Genomic DNA, 17,290 nt, shown 5'->3' on the forward strand with positions numbered 1-17,290 from the left:
GCAAGGCCTTTCTTCACTGGCGGGTTTGTCGCTGCTGCAGCAACAGGTTGCTGAAGCCAGCCCCTGCCAATTGCTTTTGGGCCACGGTCAGCTGTTCACGGTTGCTGAACGGCCCGACCAGCACGCGGTACCAGGTCTCTTCCTTGACTGTGCCGGACTCCACCTTGACCGCTTGGCCGAGCAGAATGATCTGCGCCCGCACCTTGTCGGCATCGGCCTGCTTGCGGAACGAGCCTGCCTGCAGGAAGAACTGGGTGGTGGCCGCAGGCTTGATCACTGGTGGTGCCGGAGGCGGCGTTTGCCCCATCAGGGCTGCCTGGGCGCGGGCGGTGTCGATCTTGGCGGCTTCAGCGGGTGTGACCGGGGTCACCGGCTGTGCCGGTACTGGGGGTGTCTTTTCCGGTACAGCCTCCGGTGGCACGATCACCTCGGACTCTGGCAGCAGGGTGTAGAAGTCGTACTTCGGTTTCACTGGCTGCTGTGGGGTGACCGGAGCCGTCTTGCTGGCTTCTGCCACCTTTTCTGGCTTCTGCTGTTCCGGCTTGGTGCGCTTGATGTCGCCGCCACCTGGTTCAAGCTTCATCAGGAAGACAATGAAGGCACCCACGGTCAGACCGACCGCCAGCCATACCCAGCCTGGGATCGGCTGCTTGGTCGGCGCCTGTTGACGGCTCGCGCCGCGCTTGGGAGCAGGTTTTTTCTTGGCAGCCAACTTACATGCGCTCCAGGGTTTCCAGGCCGAGCAGTTCCAGACCTTGTTTCAGGGTGCGGCCGGTCAGTGCGGCCAGGCGCAGGCGGCTTTGCTGCTGTTCCGGGTTCTCGGCAGCCAGGATCGGGCAGTTCTCGTAGAAGCTGGAGAACAGGCCGGCGAGGTCGTACAGGTAGCTGCACAGTACATGCGGAGTGCCTTTGTCGGCGACGTTGTTGAGGATTTCGCCGAACTGCGCCAGGCGTGCGGCCAGGTCCTGCTCGTGGGGCGCCTGCAATACGATCTTGCCCTCGACCTCGTCAAAGCCTTTGCCGAGCTTGCGGAAAACGCCGGCTACGCGGGTGTAGGCGTACAGCAAGTAGGGGGCGGTATTGCCTTCGAAATTGAGCATCAATTCGAAGTTGAAGCTGTAGTCACTGGTGCGGTGCTTGGACAGGTCGGCATATTTGACAGCGCCGATACCCACCACTTCGCCGATGTGGCGCAGATCGTCCTCGGCCAGGCTTGGGTTCTTTTCCTTGACCAGGGTGTAGGCGCGCTCCTTGGCTTCGGTAAGCAAGTCGATCAGCTTCACGGTGCCGCCGTCGCGGGTCTTGAATGGACGGCCATCGGCGCCGTTCATGGTGCCGAAGCCCATGTGTTCCATTCGCATCGGATGGCCGACGAAGCCGGCACGGCGGGCCACCTCGAACACTTGGTTGAAGTGCAGGGCCTGGCGCTGGTCAACGAAGTACAGGGCGCGATCGGCCTTGAGCACGTTGCTGCGGTAGCGCACTGCAGCCAGGTCGGTGGTGGCGTACAGGTAGCCGCCGTCGGCTTTCTGCACGATTACCGGCAGAGGTTCGCCTTCGCTGTTCTTGAATTCCTCGAGGAACACGCATTGTGCGCCCTGGTCTTCGACCAGCAGGCCCTTGGCCTTGAGGTCGGCGACCACATTGGCCAGGTCATCGTTGTAGGCGCTTTCGCCCATCACGTCGGCCATGGTCAGTTTGACGTTGAGCAACTCGTAGGTTTTCTGGCAGTGCGACAGCGAGATGTCCTTGAAGCGTGTCCACAGCGCCATGCAATCCGGGTCGCCGGCTTGCAGCTTCACGACCAGGCCACGGGCGCGGGTAGCGAACTCTTCGGATTCGTCGAAACGTTTTTTGGCGGCGCGGTAGAAGTTTTCCAGGTCCGACAGTTCGTCGCTGGTGATTGGGTTTTCTTCCAGATACGCCAGCAGCATGCCGAACTGGGTCCCCCAGTCGCCCACGTGGTTCTGGCGGATCACGTCATCGCCGAGGAATTCCAGCACGCGCGCGACACTGTCACCGATGATGGTCGAACGCAGGTGGCCGACGTGCATCTCCTTGGCCAGGTTCGGCGCCGACATGTCGATCACGACCTTTTCCGCCGGCCCCGCCTTGTGCACGCCCAGGTGGGCATCGGCCAATGCGGCGTCCAGGCGGTTGGCCAGGGCGTCGGTGTTCTGGAAGAAGTTCAGGAAGCCTGGGCCGGCGATCTCGACCTTGCTGATGTCGGCGCTGGCCGGCAGCGCATCGATCAGCTTTTCGGCCAGGTCGCGGGGCTTCATGCCCGCAGGCTTGGCCAGCATCATGGCGATGTTGCTGGCGAAGTCGCCGTGGGTCTTGTCCCGGGCGTTTTCCACCTGGATCGCCGGCGACAGCCCTTCAGGCAGCACACCGTCGGTGACGAGTTGGGTGAGGGCTTGCTGGATCAGCTGGCGAATGGTGTCTTTCATGGGGTTCTCTTTTCGACCGCAAGCGCGGTGGAGCGCCTGGATGCGCAGGTGGAAAAACTGGGCATTATCCGTTGCTGGGGCCGGGTTGCCAACCTTTGCGCGGCAACCTTAATAAAGGTCGACTGGATCGACATCCAGTGACCAGCGTACCTGACGCCCGCTCGGCATCTGCTCCAACACTAGCAACCAGGCGCTGATCAGTCGATGCAAGGGGGCGCGGGTGTTGGCCTGGATCAAGAGTTGAGCGCGGAAGCGTCCCGCGCGGCGCTCCATCGGTGCAGGCACTGGGCCCAACAGCTCGATACCAGGCAGGGCCTGCTCGGCAACCAGTCGCTCGGCTGCGGCGCACGCCTCGTCGAGGAAGCTTTCTGCCTGGCCCGGTTTGTGGGCTTCGGCACGCAGCAGGGCGAGGTGGGAATACGGCGGAAGGCCCGCCGTGCGGCGCTCGCTCAGGGCCTGTTCGGCGAAGGCGAAATAGCCTTGCTCGGTCAGTTGCACCAGCAGCGGATGATCGGCCAGGTGGGTCTGGATGATGACCTTGCCTGGCTCCTCCGCACGGCCAGCACGGCCTGCTACCTGGACGATCAACTGCGCCATGCGCTCGCTGGCGCGGAAATCGCCGGAAAACAATCCGCCATCGGCATCGAGAATGGCAACCAGGGTCACCCGCGGGAAGTGGTGACCCTTGGCCAGCATCTGGGTGCCTACGAGAATGCTCGGCTGGCCGCGCTGGATGGTGGTGAAAAGGTTGTGCATGGCGTCCTTGCGAGCGGTGCTGTCGCGGTCGACGCGCAGGATCGGGTAGTCCGGGAACAGAACCTTCAGGCGCTCTTCGGCCCGCTCGGTACCGGCCCCCACAGGGCGCAGGTCGACGTGATTGCACTGCGGGCACTGCTGCGGCAGGCGCTCGTCATAGCCGCAGTGGTGGCAGCGCAGGACACCGGAGCGCTGGTGCACGGTCATGCGGGCATCGCAGCGCGGGCATTCGGACAACCAGCCGCAGTCATGACACAGCAGGGTGGGGGCAAAGCCGCGCCGATTGAGGAACACCAGCACCTGCTGGCCGGCTTCCAGGGTCTGGCGGATGGCCTGCTGCAGTGGGCCACTGATGCCACTGTCCAATGGCAGGCTTTTCACATCCAGGCGCAGCATGCGCGGGGCGCGGGCGCCGCCGGCGCGCTGGTTCATGCGGAGCAGGCGGTAGCGTCCGGTCAGGGCGTTGTGCAGGGTTTCCAGCGAAGGTGTCGCGGAGCCGAGTACGATCGGGATGTTCTCTTGATGCGCCCGTACCAGCGCCAGGTCGCGGGCGTGATAGCGCAGCCCTTCCTGCTGTTTATAAGAGCCGTCGTGCTCCTCGTCGATGATGATCAGGCCTGGGGTCTTCATCGGCGTGAACAAGGCCGAGCGCGTTCCGATGATGATGTCGGCTTCGCCATCACGGGCGGCCAGCCAGGCGTCGAGGCGCTCGCGGTCGTTGACGGCCGAATGCAGCAAGGCGATGTGGGCATTGAAGCGTTGCTCGAAGCGCGCCAGGGTCTGTGGGCCCAGGTTGATCTCCGGAATCAGCACCAGTGCCTGCTTGCCGGCCTCCAGGGTTTCGCGGATCAGTTGCAGGTAGACCTCGGTCTTGCCGCTGCCGGTGACACCAGCCAGGAGAAAGGCGGCGAAGCTGCCAAAGCCCTCGCGCACGGTGTCGAAGGCCTCGCGCTGCTCTTCATTGAGCGGCAGTTCCGGCTGAGCCAGCCAGTGCTCATGCCGTGCCCCGGGCAGATGGCGGCGGACCTCGACCTGGACCAGGTCCTTGGCCAGCAGCAGGTCCAGGCTGTCCTTGTTCAGGTTGAGTTTGCTCAACAGGCTATGGGCCACGCCGTGCGGATGCTGGGCCAGTGTCTTGAGTGCATCACGCTGGCGCGGAGCACGGGCGATGCGTGGGTCTTCCAGGCGCGCGCCAGGGGCGACGTGCCAGAAGCGCTCCTGGCGCATCTCGGCCGGTTCACCCTGGCGCAGCAGGGAGGGCAGCGCCCAGCTCAGGGTGTCGCCCAAGCTGTGCTGGTAGTACTGGGCGGTCCACAGGCACAGCTTGAACAGGGCAGTGGGCACGGGTGAGACCGGGTCGAGCAGGGTAATCGCCGGCTTTAGCTTGTCAGCGGGCACTTCGCTCTGGTCGCAGACCTCCACCAGCACGCCGATGATTTCGCGCCGGCCGAATGGCACGCGAATACGCATGCCAGGCTCCAGTACCTGGCGCGCCATGCTCGCCGGTGCCCGATAGTCGAACAGGCGACGCAAGGGAGAAGGGAGGGCAAGGCGCAGTATGACGTCGGACACGCGGAAGGTCTCGGCAGGGTATTTCAACGAGTGGCGAGACTAGCAGACGACCGTCGGTGCAAGCGACAACTTGCGCTGACGCTGTGCTCTGGTATTATTCGCCGCCTAATTACGTGCGGTATTCAACAATTGGTGTTGGGTGGCGGCACGCAGCTCGAGGAAGTGACCATGAAAGCAGATATTCATCCGAACTACGAAGTAGTTGCAGTCACCTGCAGCTGCGGCAACAAATTCGAAACCCGTTCGACCCTGGCCAAGCCGCTGGCGATCGACGTGTGCTCCCAGTGCCACCCGTTCTACACTGGTAAGCAGAAAGTCCTGGACACCGGTGGTCGCGTACAGAAGTTCGCCGATCGCTTCGGTATGTTCGGTACCAAGAAGTAATCATGCGCATGGCGAATCCTTCGGGCTTCGCATTGCTGCAAAAAAAGGCGCCCCTTGTGGGCGCTTTTTTTGTGGGCGCGATGTGGCATTTTCCGGCTCTGGCGTTCTGCCCGCTGCCGGAAAACCCGCAGATGGTAGCCGTGCGACAGATCGTCGATGGCGATACCTTGCGCCTGACCGACGGTCGCAGTGTGCGTCTGATCGGTATCAATGCCCCGGAGATTGGGCGCCAAGGGCGCAGCAGTGAGCCTTACGCCGAAATGGCCAGGCAACGCCTGCAGGCGTTGGTCAAGGCCAGTGATGGCCGCGTAGGCCTGGTGCCGGGTGTCGAGGCAAAGGACAGGTACGGCCGCACCTTGGCCCATGTCTACGGCCGCAATGGCGACAATTTCGAAGCTCGTTTACTCAGCGAGGGGCTTGGCTATCGTGTCGCGGTCGCGCCCAATGTTCGCCTCGCCGGTTGCCAGCAGAGCGCCGAACAGGCAGCGCGTGCTTCCGGAGCGGGGTTGTGGCGACGTTCACCGGTGGTGCGCGGTGGCGATGTCAAACGGTCCGGGTTTGCCGTGATCGGCGGCAGAATCACCGGCATCGAGCGCAATCGCGGTGGTGTCTGGCTCGAACTCGACGATGCGCTGGTGCTGCAGGTTCCCGCTCGTCTGCAACGCAACTTCCCTTCGAGCTTCTTCGATAACCTCAAGGGACGCCAGGTCGAAGCGCGTGGCTGGGTGCTGGACCGTTCCCGCAAGGGGGGGCTTAAGCCAGGGCAGCGACGCTGGGTGTTGCCATTGACTGATCCGAGCATGCTGGAGCGCGTTTCACGGTGAAATAATTGTAGACATTTCGCTATCAGATTGTACACACTGGAAGCCGTATCCACCGTGGGTTGTAGCGTAAAGTCGTAGGCTAAAGGCCTTGACACAAGTGACTGACCAGTCTTGTGGCTCCCCGGCTCTTTGCGTATCCTCGGCGGTCCGTCAGAACAGTAAATAGCGGAATGCCCACCATGTCAGACCTGAAAACCGCCGCTCTCGAATATCACGCTCAACCTCGTCCGGGGAAACTGAGCGTCGAGCTCTCCAAGCCAACTGCCACCGCCCGCGACCTCGCCCTGGCCTACAGCCCAGGTGTTGCCGAGCCCGTGCGCGAGATCGGCCGTGATCCGGAGCTGGCCTACAAATACACCGGCAAGGGCAACCTGGTTGCGGTGATCTCCGATGGCACTGCCATCCTCGGTCTGGGTGACCTCGGCCCACTGGCGTCCAAGCCGGTCATGGAAGGCAAGGGTGTTCTGTTCAAGCGTTTCGCTGGTATCGATGTATTCGACATCGAAGTCGACTCCGAAAGCCCACAGGCGTTCATCGACACCGTCAAGCGTATCTCCATCACCTTCGGTGGTATCAACCTCGAAGACATCAAGGCGCCTGAGTGCTTCGAGATCGAGCGCACCCTGATCGAGCAGTGCGATATCCCGGTCTTCCACGATGACCAGCACGGCACCGCTATCGTGACTGCCGCTGGCATGATCAACGCCCTGGAAATCGCCGGCAAGAAACTCGAAGATGCCAAGATCGTCTGCCTGGGTGCTGGTGCCGCCGCTATCTCCTGCATGAAGCTGCTGGTCAGCATGGGTGCCAAGGTCGAGAACATCTTCATGATCGACCGTAGCGGCGTGATTCACGCCGGTCGTGACGACCTGAACCAGTACAAGGCTCAGTTCGCCCACGCCACCGACAAGCGCACGCTGGCCGATGCCCTGGATGGTGCCGACGTGTTCGTCGGTCTGTCCGGTCCGAACCTGCTGAGCGCTGAAGGCCTGAAGTCGATGGCAGCCAACCCGATCGTGTTCGCGTGCTCGAACCCTGATCCGGAAATCTCCCCAGAGCTGGCCCACGCCACCCGCAGCGATGTGATCATGGCGACCGGTCGTTCCGACTACCCGAACCAGGTCAACAACGTGCTGGGCTTCCCGTTCATCTTCCGTGGCGCTCTGGACGTTCGTGCCAAGCGCATCAACGAAGAAATGAAGATCGCCGCCGCCGTCGCCCTGAAAGACCTGGCCAAGCTGCCGGTGCCGAAGGAAGTCTGCGAAGCCTACGGTGTTGAAGGTCTGGAGTTCGGCCGTGAGTACATCATTCCGAAGCCGCTGGATGCACGTCTGATCACCGTCGTTTCCGATGCCGTGGCCAAGGCTGCGATCGAATCCGGCGTGGCTACCCTGCCGTATCCGAAGCACTACCCGCTGAAAAGCGTGGATGAAGTGTTCAACGGCTGATCCAGTCGTAGCGATGTGAAAAAGCCCTGGCTCGCGAGAGTCGGGGCTTTTTTTCGCTTGAGTTTTGTGGAGGTGTAAATCGAGCGGCGCATCGCGAGCAGGCGCGATAAAAGGCGCTTGCGCGCATCTACCACTGACGTTACTGGCCCGAAACAGACGTAGGAGCGAGCCTTGCTCGCGATGCGCCGCGCGGGCGGCGCTCGATTCACGTACCGCCGCGGCGCTAGGCAAGCACCCGAACGGGCTTAGAACAGATCCATCGGCGCTGCTTCATCCGCTGGCAGCGGGCTACCTGGCGCTGCGCCATTGCCCAGTTCATCCACCGAGGGCGGTGAGTCTTCGGCCTTGAACAGCTCGAAGTAGGCGTTCGGCGTGCTTGGCGAGGCGGCACGACCGCTGATGGGGTCGACCCGCAGGCTGAGAATGCCTTCCGGTTCGGCCGGCGCATGGTTGGGCTTGTCCTTCAGCGCCGCGCCCATGAAGTTCATCCAGATGGGCAGGGCCACGGTGCCGCCATATTCGCGGCGGCCAAGGGTTTCCGGTTGGTCGAAACCGACCCATACCGTGGTGATGTAGTCGGCGTTGTAACCAGAGAACCAGGCGTCCTTGGACTCGTTGGTGGTACCGGTCTTGCCTGCCAGGTCGGTACGGCCCAGGGCCAGCGCACGACGGCCGGTGCCTCGCTTGATCACGTCCTGAAGCATGCTGGTCAGGATGTAGGTGGTGCGGCCATCAATGATCTGCTCGGCAGCCACCGGTGCTTGTGGGGTCGGTGCGACCTGGCCGTAGCTGGACGGTGCTTCACCTGGCATCGCGGCCGTGCTGATCGGCTGCTCCGGCGCAGCCAGACCTGCATGGTCTTCGGCGCCTTGCGGGACGCGTGCCGGATTGGCGGTGAACAGGGTCTCGCCGTTGCGGCTCTCGATGCGCTCGATCAGGTAGGGGTTGATCTTGTAGCCGCCATTGGCAAAGGTGCTCCAGCCGGTGGCGATTTCCATGGGCGTCAGGGTTGCGGTCCCCAGCGCCAGCGACAGGTTGCGCGGCAAGTCCTGCTTGTTGAAGCCGAACTTGGCGATGTAATCGATGGTGCGGTCCACGCCCATCGCCTGCAGCAGGCGGATCGACACCAGGTTTCGCGACTTGTACAGGGCTTCGCGCATGCGAATCGGCCCCAGGAACGTGTTGGTGTCGTTCTTCGGACGCCAGACCTTGTCCAGGTACTCATCGACGAACACGATCGGCGCATCGTTGACCAGGCTGGAGGCGGTGTAGCCGTTGTCCAGCGCAGCGCTATAGATGAAGGGCTTGAAGCTCGAGCCCGGTTGGCGCTTGGCCTGCATCGCGCGGTTGTAGTTGCTTTGCTCGAACGAGAAGCCGCCGACCAAGGCGCGGATCGCGCCGTTGTAAGGGTCGAGGGTCACCAGAGCGCTTTGTGCGCCGGGAACCTGGCTGAACTTGAGCTTGCCATCATCCAGGCGCTGCAGGCGCACCAGGTCGCCGATCTGGGCGACATCGGCCGGCGATTGAGGCGCGCGACCCTGGGAGTTGGTGTTGATGAACGGGCGGGCCCATTTCATGGTGTCCCAGGAGACTTCTTCTTCCTGGCCGCCACGGGTGAGCACTTTCAGGCCGCTCTTCTCGACCCGGGTAACGATGGCAGGCTCAAGCCCGCCCAGGGTGCGCTGCTTGTTAAGCTCTTGCAGCCAGGCTGCCTGGGTCTTGCCCGGGAAACGTGCCTCGGGGCCGCGGTAGCCGTGGCGCTCATCGTAATCGGAAAGCCCATTGAGGACGGCCTTGTTGGCCATTTCCTGCATGTCGCTCGGCACCGTGGTGGTCACCCGGAAACCTTCGGTATAGGCATCGCTGCCGTAGCGGCCAACCATCTCGGCGCGGGCCATCTCGGCGATGTAGGGTGCATTCACCTCGGGCGTCGGCACGTGGTAGCTGGCGTTCAACGGTTCGGCCAGGGCGGCCTGGTAGCTTGCCTCGTCGATTTTGCCGAGCTTGTACATGCGGCCGAGAATCCAGTCGCGGCGCTCCTTGGCGCGTACCGGGTTGGCCAGCGGGTTGAAGCGAGACGGAGCCTTGGGCAGGCCGGCGATCATTGCCATTTGTGCCAGGCTCACGTCACGGATCGACTTCCCGTAGTAAACCTGAGCGGCGGCCTCGATGCCGTAGGCGCGGTTACCCAGGTAGATCTTGTTGACGTACAGCTCGAGGATCTCGTCCTTGGTCAGTTCGCGTTCGATCTGCAAGGCAAGGAGGATCTCGTTGGTTTTACGCGAGAAGCTGCGCTCGCTGGTGAGGAAGTAGTTCTTCGCCACCTGCATGGTGATGGTGCTGCCGCCGGTCTGGATGTGCCCGGACTTTACCAGCTGGCTCGCAGCGCGCATCAGGCTGCTTGGGTCGACGCCATAGTGGTTGAGGAAATTGTCGTCCTCGGCAGACAGAAGCGCCTGAATGAACTGTGGGGGAATTTCCGCGAAACGAATCGGCGAGCGGCGCATTTCGCCGAACTCGGCAATCAGCTTGCCGTCGCTGCTGTACACCCTGAGCGGGATCTGCAACTGGATACTTCTGAGCGATTCGACCGAGGGCAGGCTGGGACTAAGATACAGAAACGCACCGCTCACACCGAGTACGAGCGCGCAGGTGACTGCGACGAGTGACCACCAGAAGAACTTCAGCAGGCGTATCAAGGCTTTTGGGTGTCCAGGTTGAGGAGTGAATTGCGCGTGGGTCCGGCGGACAAAAAACGCTGGGCATTATAAGCATTTTTCGTCTTTCCGGGTGACCGGCCGGGTGGCTTGCGCAACCGTCCGGCCCATCAGGCCAGGTTGTGGTCTGCCCATTGAAGCAAGGAAACAAGGATGTTTGGACGCTTCGGCAAGGATGCCGGTTCATTGTTGGGGGTGGAAATCACCTCGGATTCCGTACGAATGCTGCAACTTCAGCGGCGACGTGGGCGCTGCCAGGTGCTGGGGTGGGCCGTAGAGCCAATCGATCTGCCTTCGGTGGGCGAACAGCTGGCGGATTCCGAGCGGATCGTGTCGGCTTTGCGGCGGGCCCATCGGCGAACAGGCATTCGTCAACGCTAGGTTGCCATGGCCCTGCCGGCGAACCAGGTGATCTGCAAGGTGTGCCAGTTGCCCGCAGGTCAGTCTGAAACCGAGCTCGAAGCGCAATTGCTGCTCGATGCCGATCAATTGTTTCCCTTCCCGCTTGAAGACCTGGCGTTGGACTTTCAGATATTGGGTGCTTCTCCGGTGCAGCCCGGTACGCTGGACGTCATGGTGGTGGCTTGCAGGCAGAGCGCCCTCGACCCGTTCGAGGCGCTGTTCCTCGATGCCGGCCTGGCGCTTGAGGTGGTGGAGGTCGACAGCCTGGCCTTGCAGCGGATGCTGCCGAAGCCCGGTGCCGATGATCTGGCTTTGGTCCGGATCGAGAGGGGCAGTGCGACCTTGCATTACTGGCCCCAAGGCGCGTTGCCGCAACGCCGGGAGGTGCAGTTAGCGCCGCCCGCCACCCGGGAGCAGGTGCGCTGTGCCGTGCAGCAGCTGCTGGACGAGCATGTGTCGGTCAGCGACATTCTGGTCGCCAGTCATGCCCCTCCCGAGCCAGGGCTGTTCCCTGAGTGGCGGACGCAGCGTGTGGCCCCTTGCCGGCGACTTCCGCCAAGGCCTGGCCTGGGTAATTGCAGCGAGACGTTGGTCCTTGCCTATGCCCTGGCGTTAGGAGGTATGGGTCAATGCCGCGCCTGAACCTGCTGCCTTGGCGTGAACGGCATCGACAGGCCGCGCTCAAGCGATTCAAGGTCTCCTTGGTTGCCAGTGGGGCCCTGGCTTTGTGCCTGGTGATCGCGCTCGATCAGCTCGCTCGCCAGCGTGTGCAGCGTCAACTTGCGCTCAACCAGCACAAGGAGGCGAAGCTTGCCGAGTTGGGTGAGCGAATGCAGTTGCTTGAGGAATCCCAGGCGGCCCTTGCGTCACTGCGCGAACAGCTCCAGGCGCTGGAAGGGCTACGGGCGGAGCAAGGTGTCCTGCAGGCCGTGTTCGTCGATCTGGAACGCGCTATTGCGCAGGGCGTTCAACTGACCGAGCTGAAGCTCGTGGATGGGCGACTGCGGATCGTCGGGCTCGCGGGGTCTGGTGCGCTGCTGGCCCAGTTGCTGCGCGATCTGGAGCGCTCATCGGTGTTGCTCGATCTTCAGCTGCACAGGGTCAGGAGCGTGCCGGGTGGTGACGAATTCTTGCTCGTGGCTCAGGTGCGAGCGTCCTGGTCATGAGGAGGCTGCAGGCAGTGGACTGGCAGGGGCTCGTGGGGCGCTCCACGGCTTTCAGGGTGCTTGTGCCCGTCGGTCTGGCGTTGACGGTGCTCATGCTGGGTGGCTTGCTCAGGTGGCCGGAGCTGCGTGAGCGCCAAGGCTTGCAGCTGGCCAGGCACGCGCAGTTGGAGCAAGAGCATCGGTCCAGGGTCGGGCAGTTGCAAACGCTGGCTGGTGCGCAGGAGGCGCTCAGCGATGCCGAGCGGCGTTTGGATCAGGCGCGCTGGAGCCTTGCAGCCGGCGAAGGCATGAGTGACCTGCTCGATCGGTTGGTGACTTCCGGGCATACGCAGGGGTTGCACATCGAACAACTGGATGTGCTCGATCACGTCATGCAGGCCGGCTACCGCCAGACGCCTTTGAATGTGCAGGTGGTGGGGCGCTACTCGGCGGTGCGGCAATGGCTGGACGACTGGCTCGGCCAAGTGCGCCTGTTACGGCCCGCTGATATGACGTTGTCAGCGGTAGAAGGTCGCCCAGGGATGTTACGACTGCGCTTGCAAGTGCACACCTACCATGCCGAAGCGCCCGAGCCGGCCAATGAGTGGCTGGCCCAAATACCTGCAAAGGCCCAACCCCTGGCTCCAGTGGTCGATCCGTTTGCCGCGTGGTCGAGTCGTTCGCCTCGGGTCGGGCTGGAGGGCATGCCTCTGGCGCAACTGGAAATGGTCGGCAGTCTTGCGCGTGGACATACATACGAAGCCTTGTTGCTGGCTGCTGGGCAGCTGCACCGCGTGCGTGCCGGTGACCGGCTGGGGCGAGACGAAGGCATTGTGGTGCGAATCGACGAACGATCGACGCAAGTGCGCGAGCGCCTCTACCTGGGCGGCGCCTGGCAGGCGCGTACGGTTGTTCTGGCGATGCGCAAGCGCCTGGAAGAGGGGAGCAGGGAAGACGATGAAATGCCTGTTGAGGTGGATCGCGGCGGCGTTGTTGGTAGTCCCGCCGGTCATGGCGGCGCCTGACCGGGGGGAGTCGCTGTCGCTGAATTTCCAGGATGTGCCCGTGCGCTCAGTGTTGCAGGTGATGGCCGACTACGCGGGCATCAACCTGGTAGCCAGCGATGCCGTGCAAGGCAACATCACGTTGAGATTGCAGGATGTGCCGTGGGATCAGGCGCTGGAGCTGGTGTTGCGCAGCAAGGGGCTGGGCCGTCGCCAAGAGGGCAATGTGTTGCTTGTGGCGCCGGCCGCCGAGTTGGCCGAGCAGTCCCGTGGCGAGCGGATCGGGCAGGAGCTGGAGGCTCAGTTGCAGCCCCTGAGCCGGGCATTGCTGCCCATCCACCATGCCAAGGCTTCTGAACTTGTCGAGTTGCTCCAGGCGACCCTGGCGGACGACGGTATTCTGACCGGTCGCGGCAGCCTGGCGGTCGATGCGCGTACCAACACGCTGATCGCCCACCAGCCAGCCGATAGGCTGGCCGAATTGCGCAGATTGGTGGCCGAACTGGACGTGCCGCTGCGGCAAGTGGCGATCGAGGCGCGCATCGTCGAGGCCAATGTCGACTACGAAAAGAGCCTGGGCGTGCGCTGGGGTGGACCGCTGTATGGCGAAACGGCGCAGTTGGGTCGTGATTTGTTCGTTGACTTGGGGGTAGACAGGGCGACCTCCGGGGTGGGGTTGGGCTTGCTGCGCGCGGAAGTGCTGCTGGATCTTGAGCTCAGTGCCATGGAGAAAAGCGGCAACGGCGAAATCATCTCGCAGCCCAAGGTGGTGACGGGCGACAAGGAAACCGCCAGAATTCTCAAAGGCACCGAAGTGCCATATCAGGAGACCAGCAAGAGCGGCGCCACGTCTGTCGCTTTCCGCGAGGCATCGTTGTCCCTCGAGGTCACGCCGCAGATCACCCCAGACGGCAAGGTGATCATGGCAGTCAGAGTGACCAAGGACGAGCCGGACTACGTCAACGCCTTGAACGACGTGCCTCCGATCCGCAAGAACGAGGTCAATGCCAGGGTTCGTGTAGCTGATGGCGAAACGATAGTGATCGGCGGAGTCTATTCGACCACGCAAAACAAAGTGATCGACAAGGTGCCATTTTTTGGCGATCTGCCGTATGTTGGGCGGCTGTTTCGACGCGATGCATTACAAGAGAAAAAATCCGAGCTGCTGGTCTTCCTGACTCCGCGTATCATGAGTGACCAGGCGATTGCTGTGAGTCGTTGATTCTGTGCGAAATTTGATACTTGTGGGGCCCATGGGCGCTGGAAAGAGCACCATCGGGCGCCTGTTGGCCAAAGAGTTGCGCCTGCTGTTCAAGGATTCCGACAAGGAAATTGAATTGCGAACCGGCGCCAACATCCCGTGGATCTTCGACAAAGAGGGCGAACCGGGCTTTCGTGACCGTGAGCAGGCGATGATCGCCGAGCTCTGCGGCCTCGATGGCGTGGTCCTGGCGACCGGCGGTGGTGCTGTGTTGCGCGAAGCCAACCGTCAGGCCCTGCATCGGGGCGGGCGGGTCATCTACCTGCATGCGTCGGTCGAGCAACAGGTCGGCCGGACAGCGCGGGACCGGAATCGCCCGTTGTTGCGCACAGCCAATCCGGAAGCGACCCTGCGAGCCTTGCTCGAAGCTCGCGACCCGCTCTACCGTGAAATCGCTGACGTGGTGGTGGAAACCGACGAGCGGCCGCCACGCATGGTCGTGCTCGATATCCTGGAGCGCTTGCAGCAGTTGCCGCCCCGGTAAGCCGGGACTATTCTCGGCGTCCGGCGCCGAGGCGAGGTTCAACGTCACCGCGTGGGTCGCTCTACCGACGTCGCGCCAAAGTACATTGTGGGGATACATGCAGACACTAAAGGTCGACCTGGGTGAGCGTAGCTACCCGATCTACATTGGCGAAGGCCTGTTGGACCAGCCTGAATTGCTGGCGCCCCACATTGCCGGGCGGCAAGTCGCCATCGTCTCCAATGAGACCGTCGCGCCTCTGTACCTCGAACGCCTTGCCAATACCCTGGGCGCCTACTCGGTGCTTCCTGTGGTGTTGCCGGACGGCGAGGCCCACAAGAACTGGGAAACCCTGCAACTGATCTTCGACGCCCTGTTGACCGCCCGCCATGACCGTCGTACCACCGTGGTAGCCCTGGGTGGCGGCGTGATCGGCGACATGGCCGGTTTTGCGGCCGCCTGTTACCAGCGTGGTGTCGACTTCATCCAAGTGCCCACCACCCTGTTGTCGCAGGTCGACTCCTCCGTAGGTGGCAAGACAGGGATCAATCACCCGCTGGGCAAGAACATGGTCGGTGCCTTCTATCAGCCCAACGCGGTGCTGATCGACACCACCAGCCTCAAGACCTTGCCCCAGCGTGAGCTGTCCGCCGGCCTGGCTGAAGTGATCAAGTACGGCCTGATCTGCGACAAGCCTTTCCTGGACTGGCTCGAACAGAATATGAAAGCCCTGCGCGCCCTGGAGCCTGCGGCCTTGACCGAAGCCATCCGTCGCTCCTGTGCGGCCAAGGCGGCCGTGGTCGGTGCCGACGAGCGCGAGTCCGGCGTACGGGCGACCCTGAACCTTGGGCATACCTTTGGCCACGCCATCGAAACCCACATGGGTTATGGTGTCTGGCTGCACGGCGAAGCCGTGGCAGCGGGCACGGTAATGGCCCTGGAAATGTCCATGCGCCTTGGCTGGATCGACCAGCCGGCGCGGGACCGCGGAATCCGCCTGATGCAGGAAGCAGGTTTGCCGGTGGTGCCACCACAGGAAATGACCCCGGCGCATTTCATGGAGCATATGGCGGTCGACAAGAAGGTGCTCGACGGTCGCCTGCGTCTGGTGCTGTTGCGCCAGCTGGGTGAAGCCGTGGTAACCGACGACTATCCGAAAGAGATTCTTCAGGCCACGCTGTCGGCGGACTACCGCGCGATCGTGGCCCAGCTTTGAGGTTGTGACAGCGCAATGACCAGTTTGCATGCCGATGAGGCGTTTCTCGACCATTACCAGTTGAGCCACGATCCGTTCGCGCCGCGTGTGCCCGGCTTCAAGTTCTTCCCGGCCCAACGCAAGCCGGTGCTCGGGCAATTGCATCACTTGGCCCGTTATAGCCATTTGATGCTGGTCGTCACAGGTCCTGTAGGCAGCGGCAAGACCCTGCTGCGCCAGGCACTGGTGGCCAGCACCAACAAACAGTCAGTGCAAAGCGTGGTGGTTTCCGCCCGCGGTGCCAGCGATGCCGCCAGCGTGCTCGGGCAAGTCGCGCAGTCGCTGAGTGTGGCCCAGCCGGAGGTGCAGGCTATCCTGTCCCAGGTGGTGCAGCTGGCGCTGACCGGGCAAGAAGTCTACTTGCTGGTGGACGATGCGGAACAACTCGACGAGTCGGCACTCCAAGCGTTGCTGGAATTGGCGGCGGGCATGCCGGAAGGGCGTCCGCATGTGTTCCTGTTCGGCGAGCCGTCCCTGATTGCCGGGTTGGAGGCAATCGAAGTCGAGGAAGAGCGTTTCCATATCATCGAGCTTGCGCCCTACAGCGAGGAGGAAACCCGCGAGTACCTGGAGCAACGCCTGGATGGTGCTGGCCGGGGCATCGAGGTGTTCACCCGTGAACAGATCGTCGATATCCATGAAAACTCCGACGGCTGGCCTGGCAACATCAACCAGGTCGCCCGCGATACTTTGATCGAAGCCATGATCGCCAGCCGTGGAACGGCCAAGCGACCAACCATGGGGTTCAAAATGCCTAAGAAACACGTGCTCGCGCTGTCCGCTGTGGTTGTGGTCGCCGTTGCGGCCGCGGTTCTGATGCCGAAGAAAAGCGACAAGGCGCCCGCCGAAGCCCCTGCCGCACAGGCGCAGTTGCCGTTGGGCGAAGGTCAGCCGGGGGCTGCGCAGTCGAACAATGGTGGCCCGGCCATCGAGTTCTCCGGTACGTCCCAGCCGATGCCGCTGCCGCTGGTAGGGCAGTCGCAGCCAGTGATGCGTGAGCCGCTGGCTCAGGCCGCGGGCATGGGTGAGGGTGAGGAAGGCAGCCCGGCTGGCGACACCGCGCTGCAACCGGGCACTCCCCCTACAGTGACGACCATCGCACCGCCCCAGGGCGTGGCTGCTGGCCCTGCGCCGACGCCCGCGCAACCTGTCACCACGGCTCCGGTGCAGCCGGTTGCGCCTGCGCAGAAGCCTGTTGCAACCCAGCCTGCCAAACCGGTTGCGCCTACCAAGCCAGCCCAGGCACCGACCCAGGTCGCTGCGGCCAAGCCGGCCGCCAAGCCGGCCGAAAAACCGGCAGCCGGTGGCAGTGGCAACAGCGGCTGGTACGCGGGCCAGAAACCTGGCAACTATGTGGTGCAGATCCTTGGTACCAGCTCCGAGGCATCGGCACAGGCGTTCGTCAAGGCGCAGGGTGGCGACTATCGCTACTTCAAGAAAAACCTGCAGGGCAAACCGCTGTACGTCGTCACTTATGGCAACTTCGCCAACCGCGATGCAGCGGTTGCGGCAATCAAGAACTTGCCAGCCAAGGTCCAGGCTGGTAAACCTTGGCCACGTACCGTCGCCAGCGTCCAACAAGAGCTGGCCTCGGCCCGCTGAAACCTTC

Annotated in this window: 15 protein-coding genes; 11 read left to right on the plus strand and 4 right to left on the minus strand. The window is 62.9% G+C overall.

From position 1 onward, the window contains the following. Positions 1-13 precede the first annotated feature (13 nt). From VXM67_RS03695 to VXM67_RS03705, 3 genes are all read right to left on the minus strand, one after another. A complete protein-coding gene (locus tag VXM67_RS03695; protein WP_023378216.1) occupies positions 14-712 on the minus strand; it encodes an SPOR domain-containing protein in 699 nt (232 codons plus the stop codon). Position 713: 1 nt separating this feature from the next. Further along, positions 714-2,450 (minus strand): arginine--tRNA ligase, encoded by a 1,737-nt coding sequence (gene argS, locus VXM67_RS03700; protein WP_023378217.1) that lies wholly within the window; start codon positions 2,448-2,450, stop codon positions 714-716. Positions 2,451-2,558: 108 nt separating this feature from the next. Then, on the minus strand, positions 2,559-4,778 hold the full coding sequence (locus VXM67_RS03705) for a primosomal protein N' (RefSeq protein WP_367237502.1): 2,220 nt from the start codon (positions 4,776-4,778) through the stop codon (positions 2,559-2,561). A 168-nt stretch (positions 4,779-4,946) separates the two neighbouring features. Between VXM67_RS03705 and rpmE the strand changes: the two genes are divergently transcribed. The 3 genes from rpmE (at position 4,947) to VXM67_RS03720 (ending at position 7,434) form a co-directional block, all read left to right on the plus strand. Continuing rightward, on the plus strand, positions 4,947-5,162 hold the full coding sequence (gene rpmE, locus VXM67_RS03710; RefSeq protein WP_023378219.1) for a 50S ribosomal protein L31: 216 nt from the start codon (positions 4,947-4,949) through the stop codon (positions 5,160-5,162). 2 nt (positions 5,163-5,164) lie between these two features. Then, complete coding sequence (locus VXM67_RS03715) at positions 5,165-5,986, plus strand: thermonuclease family protein (protein ID WP_023378220.1); 822 nt, start codon at positions 5,165-5,167, stop codon at positions 5,984-5,986. 179 nt (positions 5,987-6,165) lie between these two features. Beyond that, positions 6,166-7,434 carry a malic enzyme-like NAD(P)-binding protein gene (locus tag VXM67_RS03720; RefSeq protein WP_023378221.1) on the plus strand — a complete coding sequence of 423 codons (1,269 nt, stop codon included), beginning with the start codon at positions 6,166-6,168 and terminating at the stop codon, positions 7,432-7,434. 245 nt (positions 7,435-7,679) lie between these two features. Here the strand turns inward: VXM67_RS03720 and VXM67_RS03725 are convergent, their stop codons facing one another. After that, a complete protein-coding gene (locus VXM67_RS03725; protein WP_027907909.1) occupies positions 7,680-10,133 on the minus strand; it encodes a penicillin-binding protein 1A in 2,454 nt (817 codons plus the stop codon). 171 nt (positions 10,134-10,304) lie between these two features. Between VXM67_RS03725 and VXM67_RS03730 the strand changes: the two genes are divergently transcribed. The 8 genes from VXM67_RS03730 (at position 10,305) to VXM67_RS03765 (ending at position 17,283) form a co-directional block, all read left to right on the plus strand. Then, on the plus strand, positions 10,305-10,532 hold the full coding sequence (locus VXM67_RS03730; RefSeq protein ID WP_367237503.1) for a hypothetical protein: 228 nt from the start codon (positions 10,305-10,307) through the stop codon (positions 10,530-10,532). A 6-nt stretch (positions 10,533-10,538) separates the two neighbouring features. Then, positions 10,539-11,195: a type IV pilus biogenesis protein PilM gene (pilM, locus tag VXM67_RS03735; protein WP_367237504.1), complete on the plus strand. Its 657-nt coding sequence runs from the start codon at positions 10,539-10,541 to the stop codon at positions 11,193-11,195. Further along, positions 11,183-11,719, plus strand: coding sequence for a PilN domain-containing protein (locus VXM67_RS03740; RefSeq protein ID WP_023378224.1), 537 nt, complete (start codon positions 11,183-11,185; stop codon positions 11,717-11,719). Before pilM ends, VXM67_RS03740 begins: the two co-directional genes overlap by 13 nt. 56 nt (positions 11,720-11,775) lie before the next feature. After that, positions 11,776-12,723 (plus strand): pilus assembly protein PilP, encoded by a 948-nt coding sequence (locus VXM67_RS03745; RefSeq protein ID WP_238546532.1) that lies wholly within the window; start codon positions 11,776-11,778, stop codon positions 12,721-12,723. Beyond that, positions 12,656-13,924, plus strand: coding sequence for a type IV pilus secretin PilQ (locus VXM67_RS03750; RefSeq protein ID WP_084212786.1), 1,269 nt, complete (start codon positions 12,656-12,658; stop codon positions 13,922-13,924). Before VXM67_RS03745 ends, VXM67_RS03750 begins: the two co-directional genes overlap by 68 nt. 4 nt (positions 13,925-13,928) lie before the next feature. Next, positions 13,929-14,447 (plus strand): shikimate kinase AroK, encoded by a 519-nt coding sequence (gene aroK, locus VXM67_RS03755; RefSeq protein ID WP_023378227.1) that lies wholly within the window; start codon positions 13,929-13,931, stop codon positions 14,445-14,447. A gap of 97 nt (positions 14,448-14,544) precedes the next feature. Next, complete coding sequence (gene aroB, locus VXM67_RS03760) at positions 14,545-15,642, plus strand: 3-dehydroquinate synthase (RefSeq protein WP_023378228.1); 1,098 nt, start codon at positions 14,545-14,547, stop codon at positions 15,640-15,642. A 15-nt stretch (positions 15,643-15,657) separates the two neighbouring features. Continuing rightward, positions 15,658-17,283 (plus strand): AAA family ATPase, encoded by a 1,626-nt coding sequence (locus tag VXM67_RS03765; RefSeq protein WP_104883044.1) that lies wholly within the window; start codon positions 15,658-15,660, stop codon positions 17,281-17,283. Positions 17,284-17,290 lie beyond the last annotated feature (7 nt).

Source organism: Pseudomonas sp. Rh2 (genome assembly GCF_040762985.1).
Classification (GTDB): domain Bacteria; phylum Pseudomonadota; class Gammaproteobacteria; order Pseudomonadales; family Pseudomonadaceae; genus Aquipseudomonas; species Aquipseudomonas taiwanensis.

Excerpts from the sequence above, each read along its gene's own strand:
- VXM67_RS03730 (WP_367237503.1), top strand. The coding sequence starts at position 10,305 with ATGTTTGGACGCTTCGGCAAGGATGCCGGTTCATTGTTGGGGGTGGAA.
- VXM67_RS03750 (WP_084212786.1), top strand. The coding sequence starts at position 12,656 with ATGAAATGCCTGTTGAGGTGGATCGCGGCGGCGTTGTTGGTAGTCCCG.
- pilM (WP_367237504.1), top strand. The coding sequence starts at position 10,539 with ATGGCCCTGCCGGCGAACCAGGTGATCTGCAAGGTGTGCCAGTTGCCC.
- VXM67_RS03720 (WP_023378221.1), top strand. The coding sequence starts at position 6,166 with ATGTCAGACCTGAAAACCGCCGCTCTCGAATATCACGCTCAACCTCGT.
- VXM67_RS03740 (WP_023378224.1), top strand. The coding sequence starts at position 11,183 with ATGCCGCGCCTGAACCTGCTGCCTTGGCGTGAACGGCATCGACAGGCC.
- argS (WP_023378217.1), bottom strand. The coding sequence starts at position 2,450 with ATGAAAGACACCATTCGCCAGCTGATCCAGCAAGCCCTCACCCAACTC.
- aroB (WP_023378228.1), top strand. The coding sequence starts at position 14,545 with ATGCAGACACTAAAGGTCGACCTGGGTGAGCGTAGCTACCCGATCTAC.
- VXM67_RS03765 (WP_104883044.1), top strand. The coding sequence starts at position 15,658 with ATGACCAGTTTGCATGCCGATGAGGCGTTTCTCGACCATTACCAGTTG.
- rpmE (WP_023378219.1), top strand. The coding sequence starts at position 4,947 with ATGAAAGCAGATATTCATCCGAACTACGAAGTAGTTGCAGTCACCTGC.
- VXM67_RS03715 (WP_023378220.1), top strand. The coding sequence starts at position 5,165 with ATGCGCATGGCGAATCCTTCGGGCTTCGCATTGCTGCAAAAAAAGGCG.